Raw genomic sequence first — 7,406 nt, forward strand, 5'->3', positions numbered from 1 at the left:
GGGCCAGGTGAGGGCCACGGACGGACGCGGGCGGGGCGGCCGTTTGGGGTCAACTCGCCGCGCGGGGAATCACCTTCCGGGACTCTTTGTTAGCCTTGTCTGTGACACCGGCTCGATCCAAGCCCCCGGGCCCAACCTTCGTCCCTCAGAGGGACCACTTGCCGCGAGGCGAGCATGGCGGGTCGGTGTCACTCAGAACGTGCAAGGAGAGGTCCGTGCCACCCCCTGGGTGACACGGACCTCTTCTGTTTGGCGACCATTTCTCGTATGGTGGAAAAGGTTTTCCGAAAACTAAACGACCAGTATTACCTGCTACTCGCAGGTAGGTGCGACCATCGGATGGCATCGTCCGCCACAGCCGGACGATGCAGCAGCGAAGCTAGGGAAAGCAGAGGGACTCGGCCATGGCAACGGCGCCCAGCGTCTCGTACTCGATGACGGTCCGGCTGGAGGTGCCCGCGAGCGGAACCGCGGTGTCCCAGCTCACCACGGCTGTCGAGTCCTCCGGCGGATCGGTTTCCGGCCTCGACGTCACCGCGTCCGGTCACGAGAAGCTGCGTATCGACGTCACGATCGCGGCCACGTCCACGACGCACGCGGAAGAGATCGTCGAGAAGCTCGCCTCGATCGAGGGCATCGTCCTCGGCAAGGTCTCCGACCGTACGTTCCTGATGCACCTCGGCGGCAAGATCGAGATGGCGTCCAAGCACCCCATCCGCAACCGTGACGATCTCTCCATGATCTACACGCCCGGTGTGGCCCGGGTCTGCATGGCGATCGCCGAGAACCCCGAGGACGCCCGCCGCCTCACCATCAAGCGCAACTCCGTCGCAGTCGTGACGGACGGTTCCGCGGTGCTCGGACTCGGCAACATCGGACCGAAGGCCGCACTGCCCGTCATGGAGGGCAAGGCGGCCCTCTTCAAGCGCTTCGCCGGCATCGACGCCTGGCCGCTCTGTCTGGACACCCAGGACACCGACGCGATCGTCGAGATCGTCAAGGCGATCGCCCCCGGCTTCGCCGGCATCAACCTCGAGGACATCTCCGCGCCCCGCTGCTTCGAGATCGAGGCGCGGCTCCGTGAGGCCCTCGACATCCCCGTCTTCCACGACGACCAGCACGGCACCGCGATCGTCGTGCTCGCCGCCCTGACCAACGCACTTCGTGTGGTGGGCAAGGCAGTTGAGGACGTGCGGGTCGTCATGTCCGGTGCCGGAGCGGCCGGTACGGCCATCCTGAAGCTGCTCATCGCGGCGGGCCTCAAGCACGCCGTCGTCGCCGACATCCACGGCGTCGTGCACGCCGGCCGCGAGGACCTCGTGGACGCCGCGTCCGAGTCCCCGCTGCGCTGGATCGCCGACAACACCAACCCCGAGGGCGTCACCGGCACTCTGAAGCAGGCCGTCGCGGGCGCCGACGTCTTCATCGGCGTCTCGGCGCCGAACGTGCTGGGCGCGGATGACGTCGCGGCCATGGCCGACAACGCCATCGTGTTCGCGCTTGCGAACCCGGATCCCGAGGTGGACCCCGCAATCGCCCGCCAGACGGCGGCAGTTGTGGCCACCGGCCGTTCCGACTTCCCCAACCAGATCAACAACGTGCTGGTGTTCCCGGGTGTCTTCCGCGGGCTCCTGGACGCCCAGTCCCGTACGGTGAACACGGAGATGATGCTCGCGGCGGCCACGGCCCTCGCGGATGTCGTCACCGAGGACGAACTGAACCCGAACTACATCGTTCCGTCGGTCTTCAACGAGAAGGTCGCGGGTGCCGTCGCGGGCGCCGTGCGCGACGCCGCCAAGGCGGCAGGCGCGGGCGTGACGGCGAACACGTCGGTCTGACCTCGGCGCGTCGCGGGTCGCGGGCTCACGAAAGCCCCTCTAGGGTGGCGGTCATATGAGCCCGCGACCGGCCCGATGGCTCCGTGGAGTTTCCATCGAGTCGACGGAACGTCACCAGAACAGGCCTGTGGCGCTTTTCGTGTGACTCCGGTGGGTGCCGGATTGGCTTTCCCGCCGCTGGTGGGGGCAGGATGCCTCATTGGGCGCGAGGGTCTGACGGCAGACCCGGGTCCGGGGACTGTCCGAGGGCCCTGGCAGCATCGGCTTCGATCTCACGCCTCACAGGCAAGAAGAACACGGGAGTAACAACATGAACCGCAGTGAGCTGGTGGCCGCGCTGGCCGACCGCGCCGAGGTGACCCGCAAGGACGCCGACGCCGTGCTGGCCGCTCTCGCCGAGACCATCGGCGAGGTCGTCGCCAAGGGCGACGAGAAGGTCACCATCCCCGGCTTCCTGACCTTCGAGCGCACCCACCGTGCCGCTCGCACCGCTCGTAACCCGCAGACCGGCGACCCGATCCAGATCCCGGCCGGCTACAGCGTGAAGGTCTCCGCGGGCTCGAAGCTCAAGGAAGCCGCCAAGGGCAAGTAAGCCCCGGCGCGTGAGGGCGGCCGCCCCGGACCGGGGGCGGCCGCCCTCGCCGTTTCCGGGGGCGCCTCCGCGCCCCTCGCCCGGTGCTGTTCCGGGTGCGCCCGGCGGCCCTGGGCGCCTGCGGCGGGCCGGCCCCGCGCCTCGAAACGCCGCGGAGGCTCCTGTGGAGCCCCGTCCGTCGTTCGAGGACGGACACGCGGTCCGACCGGACGGTTCCGGTCAGGTACGGGCCGAGGGCTCGCCCCCCTTCTGCAAGGGCGGGCTCCGCGCATGGGCCCCGCGCAGCGGCCCGGGCCCGGAACCGTCCGCAGGACGAACGGCAAGCGCCGCCGGACGAACGACAAGCGCCGGCCGGGCTGGGGAAAACAGCCCGGCCGGCGCTTGCCGGTGAGGGGTGACCGGGGACGGTCAGACGGCCGCGGGGCGCGGGAGCTCGACCTTCGCGCCGAGCTCCACCAGCTTCTCCATGAAGTTCTCGTAGCCCCGGTTGATCAGGTCGATCCCGTGCACCCGCGAGGTCCCCTGCGCCGCCAGGGCCGCGATCAGGTACGAGAACCCACCCCGAAGGTCCGGGATCACCAGATCCGCGCCCTGCAGCTTCGTCGGGCCGGACACGACCGCCGAGTGCAGGAAGTTCCGCTGCCCGAAGCGGCAGTCCGAGCCGCCCAGGCACTCCCGGTACAGCTGGATGTGCGCGCCCATCTGGTTCAGGGCCGACGTGAAGCCCAGCCGCGACTCGTACACCGTCTCGTGGACGATCGACAGGCCCGCCGCCTGCGTCAGCGCCACCACCAGCGGCTGCTGCCAGTCGGTCTGGAAGCCGGGGTGCACGTCCGTCTCCAGGGCGATCGCGTTCAGCGAGCCGCCCGGGTGCCAGAAGCGGATGCCCTCGTCGTCGATCTCGAAGGCGCCGCCGACCTTCCGGTACGTGTTGAGGAAGGTCATCATCGAGCGCTGCTGTGCGCCGCGCACGTAGATGTTGCCCTCGGTCGCGAGCGCCGCCGAGGCCCAGGACGCCGCCTCCAGACGGTCCGGGAGCGCCCGGTGGGTATAGCCGCCGAGACGGTCGACACCGGTGATCCGGATCGTCCGGTCGGTGTCCATGGAAATGATCGCGCCCATCTTCTGCAGGACGCAGATGAGGTCCTCGATCTCGGGCTCCACCGCCGCGTTCGACAGCTCGGTGACGCCCTCCGCGAGCACCGCCGTGAGCAGCACCTGCTCGGTCGAGCCGACCGACGGGTACGGCAGCCGGATCTTGCATCCGCGAAGCCTCTGGGGAGCCTCGAGATACTGCCCGTCCGCCCGCTTCTCGATCTTCGCGCCGAACTGCCGCAGCACGTCGAAGTGGAAGTCGATCGGCCGGCCGCCGATGTCGCAGCCGCCCAGACCCGGGATGAAGGCGTGGCCGAGCCGGTGCAGCAGCGGGCCGCAGAAGAGGATCGGGATACGCGAGGACCCCGCGTGGGCGTCGATGTCGGCGACGTTCGCGCTCTCGACGTGCGTCGGGTCGAGCACCAGCTCGCCGGGCTCGTCGCCGGGTCGCACCGTCACGCCGTGCAGTTGCAGCAGCCCTCGCACCACCCGCACGTCGCGGATGTCGGGCACGTTGCGCAGCCGGCTCGGCTCGCTGCCGAGCAGCGCGGCGACCATAGCCTTCGGCACCAGGTTCTTGGCGCCTCGGACGCGGATCTCGCCCTCCAGCGGGGTTCCACCGTGGACAAGCAGTACATCGTCTGTGCCGGTCATGAATCTCGCGTTCCGGAGGGGTCCCCCCAGCGGAGCCGGAGGGAGGTCGGGCAGGGGCCAGGGAAAAGGTTACGGCCCTCCTACCCGTGCTCCGTAAGGCCAAGGACGCACCGTTCGCGTAATGAATTCGGCACAATACGTTCTGCTCGGGCGCGTGTGCGGACGGTTACCATCCGCTTGCGGCGGCCGCCGTGCGCTCCCGCCGCCCCGGTGCGCCCTGAGCTGCGTCGGTTCACACTCCGCCGCTCGCACCCCGCGGAGGGCAAAGATGCGGGATCATGTGTCGCATGACCGAGGTGTCCTCCCTCACAGGGCGGCTGCTCGTCGCCACTCCGACCCTCGCGGATCCGAACTTCGACCGCGCGGTCGTACTCCTGCTCGACCACGACGAGGAGGGCTCGCTCGGCGTGGTCCTCAACCGGCCCACTCCGGTCGGTGTCGGCGACATCCTCGAGTCCTGGGCGGACCTGGCCGGCGAGCCCGGCGTGGTCTTCCAGGGGGGCCCCGTCTCCCTCGACTCCGCACTGGGCCTCGCCGTCATCCCGGGCGACGAGGGCCCGCTCGGCTGGCGGCGCGTGTACGGCGCGATCGGGCTCGTCGACCTGGAGACCCCACCGGAACTGCTCGCCTCCGCCCTCGGCTCGCTGCGGATCTTCGCCGGATACGCGGGCTGGGGCCCCGGCCAGCTGGAGGACGAGCTCACCGAGGGGGCCTGGTACGTCGTCGAGTCGGAGCCCGGCGACGTGTCGTCGCCCAGCCCCGAGAGCCTGTGGCGCGCGGTCCTGCGCCGCCAGCGGAACGAGCTCGCGATGGTCGCCACGTACCCGGACGACCCTTCGCTGAACTGAATCCGCCGCCCTTCAGTACCCTTGGCACTTATGAGCACTCTCGAGCCCGAGCGCGGGGCAGGTACGGGCACCCTCGTAGAGCCGACACCGCAGGTGTCGCACGGCGACGGCGACCACGAGCGCTTCGCCCATTACGTCCAGAAGGACAAGATCATGGCGAGCGCCCTGGACGGCACTCCTGTGGTGGCACTGTGCGGAAAGGTCTGGGTGCCGGGGCGCGACCCCAAGAAGTACCCGGTCTGTCCCATGTGCAAGGAGATCTACGAGTCCATGGGTCCTGGCGGCGACAAGGACAAGGGCGGCAAGGACAAGTAAGAGGACAGGTGACCGGTCGATCGACCGGTCACAGGTCCGGTTCTTCCCGTTCGGACGGCCCCCGGAGCGCGCTGAGGCGCGCCCCGGGGGCCGTTTGCCGTTGCACGGTATGCACCTGCCGGTCACAGAGTGGTTGAGACCTCTTGTCGGCGTGTTGGGGCCGCCCTAACCTCCTGCGTGTTGTGCAGTGCGAAACGAGCGTTGCGTATGTTGCAACACGAATGGGGGAGGACCCTCAGTGAAGCTCTCTGCCCGAATAGCCGCCCCGGTCACCGCACTTGCCCTGGCGGGTCTCACCGCCACCGCGTGCGCCCCGCAGACCTCCGACAACAGCGCGAAGACCGACGAGAAGAGCGGCACGCTTCGCGTCTGGCTCTTCCAGGAGGTCAGCAACAAGCCCAAGGAGCAGGTCGTCGACGCGGCGATCGCCTCCTTCCGTGCCCAGCACAAGGACACGAAGGTCGAGGTCGAGTACATTCCCGTCGACACCCGTGCCCAGCGCATCAAGGCGGCCTTCAACGACCCCAAGAGCGCCCCCGACCTGATCGAGTACGGCAACACCGACACCGCCGGGTACGTCAAGGACGGCGGACTCGCCGAAGTCAGCGAGGAGTTCGACGCCTGGGACGAGGCGAAGGACGCCGACCCGACCGCGAAGCAGTCCGTGACGGTGGACGGCAAGGTGTACGGGGCGCCGCTCTTCGTCGGCGTACGCGCGCTGTACTACCGGACCGACGTCTTCGAGGAGCTCGGCGTCCAGCCCCCCAAGACCCAGGCGGAGCTCGTCTCCACCGCCAAGAAGATCCACCGGGCGAAGCCGGACCTGTACGGGATCGCCGTCGGAGGCGCCTATACATACGGTGCGATGCCGTTCATCTGGGCGAACGGCGGCGAACTCGCCGAGAAGCAGGGCACTTCGTACAAGTCCGCGATCAACAGCCCGGCCGCACGCAAGGGCATCGAGGCCTACACCTCGCTCTTCAAGGACGACAACTGCCCGGCCGCGAAGTGCGCGTCGATGGGCGGCAACGCGACGGTGACGGCGTTCGCCTCCGGAAAGGCGGCGATGGCGATCGGCGGCGACTTCAGCCACGCGGCGGTCGAGGCCGGCGCGGTGAAGGGCAAGTACGCGGTCGTCCCGCTGCCGGGCGTCGAATCCGGCTCGGTCGCCCCCGCCTTCGCGGGTGGCAACAACATCGGTGTCCTGAAGAGCAGTTCGCACCGGACGCTGGCGGTGGAGCTGATGAAGTCGCTGGCGGGCAAGGACACGCAGAGCAAGCTCTTCGACGCGATGGGATTCCTGCCGACGTACACGGACGTCCGGGCCGAGGCGGCCACGAAGGAGCCCTTCGTGAAGCCCTTCATCGACACCCTCGCCGCCGACACCAAGTTCGTCCCCGCGTCGCCGGGCTGGGGCCAGATCGACGCGTCGCTCGTCCTGCCGACGATGTTCCAGGAGATCGTCAGCGGCAAGAAGAACGTGGCGACGGCGTCGGACGACGCGGCGAAGAAGATGGACGCGGCGTTCGCGTCCGCGGGCTGAGTGCGATGACGCCCCGCACGCCGGGGGCCGACGCCCCCGAGCCCTCCCTCCCGCCGCCGACCGCCGCCGCGCCGGGTGGCGGTCCGGGCGGGACTGCGCCTCCTCCGGCCGGCCCGGCGTCCGCGGCGTCGGGCGCTCCGAGGCCGTCGGTTCCGTCGGCCGCGTCGGTCGCCGAGGCCACGCCTGCGTCGGCGGAGCAGGGCCCCGCGGAGGCGGAGACCCGGGCTGCAGGGCCGGTGCCGGAGGCGGTTCCGGCCTGTTCGGGGAACGGCCCGGCCGAGGTTCAGGGGGAGCGTGAGGACGGACGCCCGGGTCGCGGTCTCCGTACCGGTCGCATGTCCCGGCCTTCGGCTCCGACGGGCGACGAGGCCATGGCCCCGGCCGACGACGTGCCGGCGTCGGGCCCTGCCTCCGCAAGCGCCGGCACCCCCGCCCACGCGCTGGTGGCACGGGAGGTCATTCAGGCGGCGGATCTCGACGCCGTCGATGTCGGGCCGTTCGGGAACACGGCGGAAGGCGGC

At 69.8% G+C, this 7,406-nt stretch carries 6 protein-coding genes and 1 pseudogene; 6 read left to right on the plus strand and 1 reads right to left on the minus strand.

Going from position 1 to position 7,406, the window contains the following annotated elements; translation table 11 throughout:
- Window positions 1–404 precede the first annotated feature (404 nt).
- Both ABT078_RS28715 and ABT078_RS28720 read left to right on the plus strand, forming a co-directional pair.
- Window positions 405–1,838 carry an NAD-dependent malic enzyme gene (locus ABT078_RS28715; RefSeq protein ID WP_351232687.1) on the plus strand — a complete coding sequence of 478 codons (1,434 nt, stop codon included), beginning with the start codon at window positions 405–407 and terminating at the stop codon, window positions 1,836–1,838.
- A 310-nt stretch (window positions 1,839–2,148) separates the two neighbouring features.
- Window positions 2,149–2,430 (plus strand): HU family DNA-binding protein, encoded by a 282-nt coding sequence (locus tag ABT078_RS28720; protein ID WP_103834809.1) that lies wholly within the window; start codon window positions 2,149–2,151, stop codon window positions 2,428–2,430.
- Window positions 2,431–2,838: 408 nt separating this feature from the next.
- Here the strand turns inward: ABT078_RS28720 and murA are convergent, their stop codons facing one another.
- Window positions 2,839–4,179: a UDP-N-acetylglucosamine 1-carboxyvinyltransferase gene (gene murA, locus ABT078_RS28725; RefSeq protein WP_351232689.1), complete on the minus strand. Its 1,341-nt coding sequence runs from the start codon at window positions 4,177–4,179 to the stop codon at window positions 2,839–2,841.
- A gap of 287 nt (window positions 4,180–4,466) precedes the next feature.
- On the opposite strand from murA, the gene ABT078_RS28730 reads away from it, so the two are divergent.
- The 4 genes and pseudogenes from ABT078_RS28730 to ABT078_RS28745 all read left to right on the plus strand — a co-directional run.
- On the plus strand, window positions 4,467–5,027 hold the full coding sequence (locus ABT078_RS28730) for a YqgE/AlgH family protein (protein ID WP_351232691.1): 561 nt from the start codon (window positions 4,467–4,469) through the stop codon (window positions 5,025–5,027).
- Between the two features lie 30 nt (window positions 5,028–5,057).
- Window positions 5,058–5,342 (plus strand): DUF3039 domain-containing protein, encoded by a 285-nt coding sequence (locus ABT078_RS28735; protein ID WP_242337145.1) that lies wholly within the window; start codon window positions 5,058–5,060, stop codon window positions 5,340–5,342.
- Window positions 5,343–5,580: 238 nt separating this feature from the next.
- Window positions 5,581–6,885 carry an extracellular solute-binding protein gene (locus tag ABT078_RS28740; RefSeq protein ID WP_351232694.1) on the plus strand — a complete coding sequence of 435 codons (1,305 nt, stop codon included), beginning with the start codon at window positions 5,581–5,583 and terminating at the stop codon, window positions 6,883–6,885.
- 335 nt (window positions 6,886–7,220) lie between these two features.
- A pseudogene (locus tag ABT078_RS28745) lies at window positions 7,221–7,406 on the plus strand (hypothetical protein); the annotation flags it as partial.

The sequence above is a fragment of the Streptomyces sp. NPDC002133 genome, assembly GCF_040296405.1.
In the GTDB taxonomy this organism is placed as follows: Bacteria; Actinomycetota; Actinomycetes; order Streptomycetales; family Streptomycetaceae; genus Streptomyces.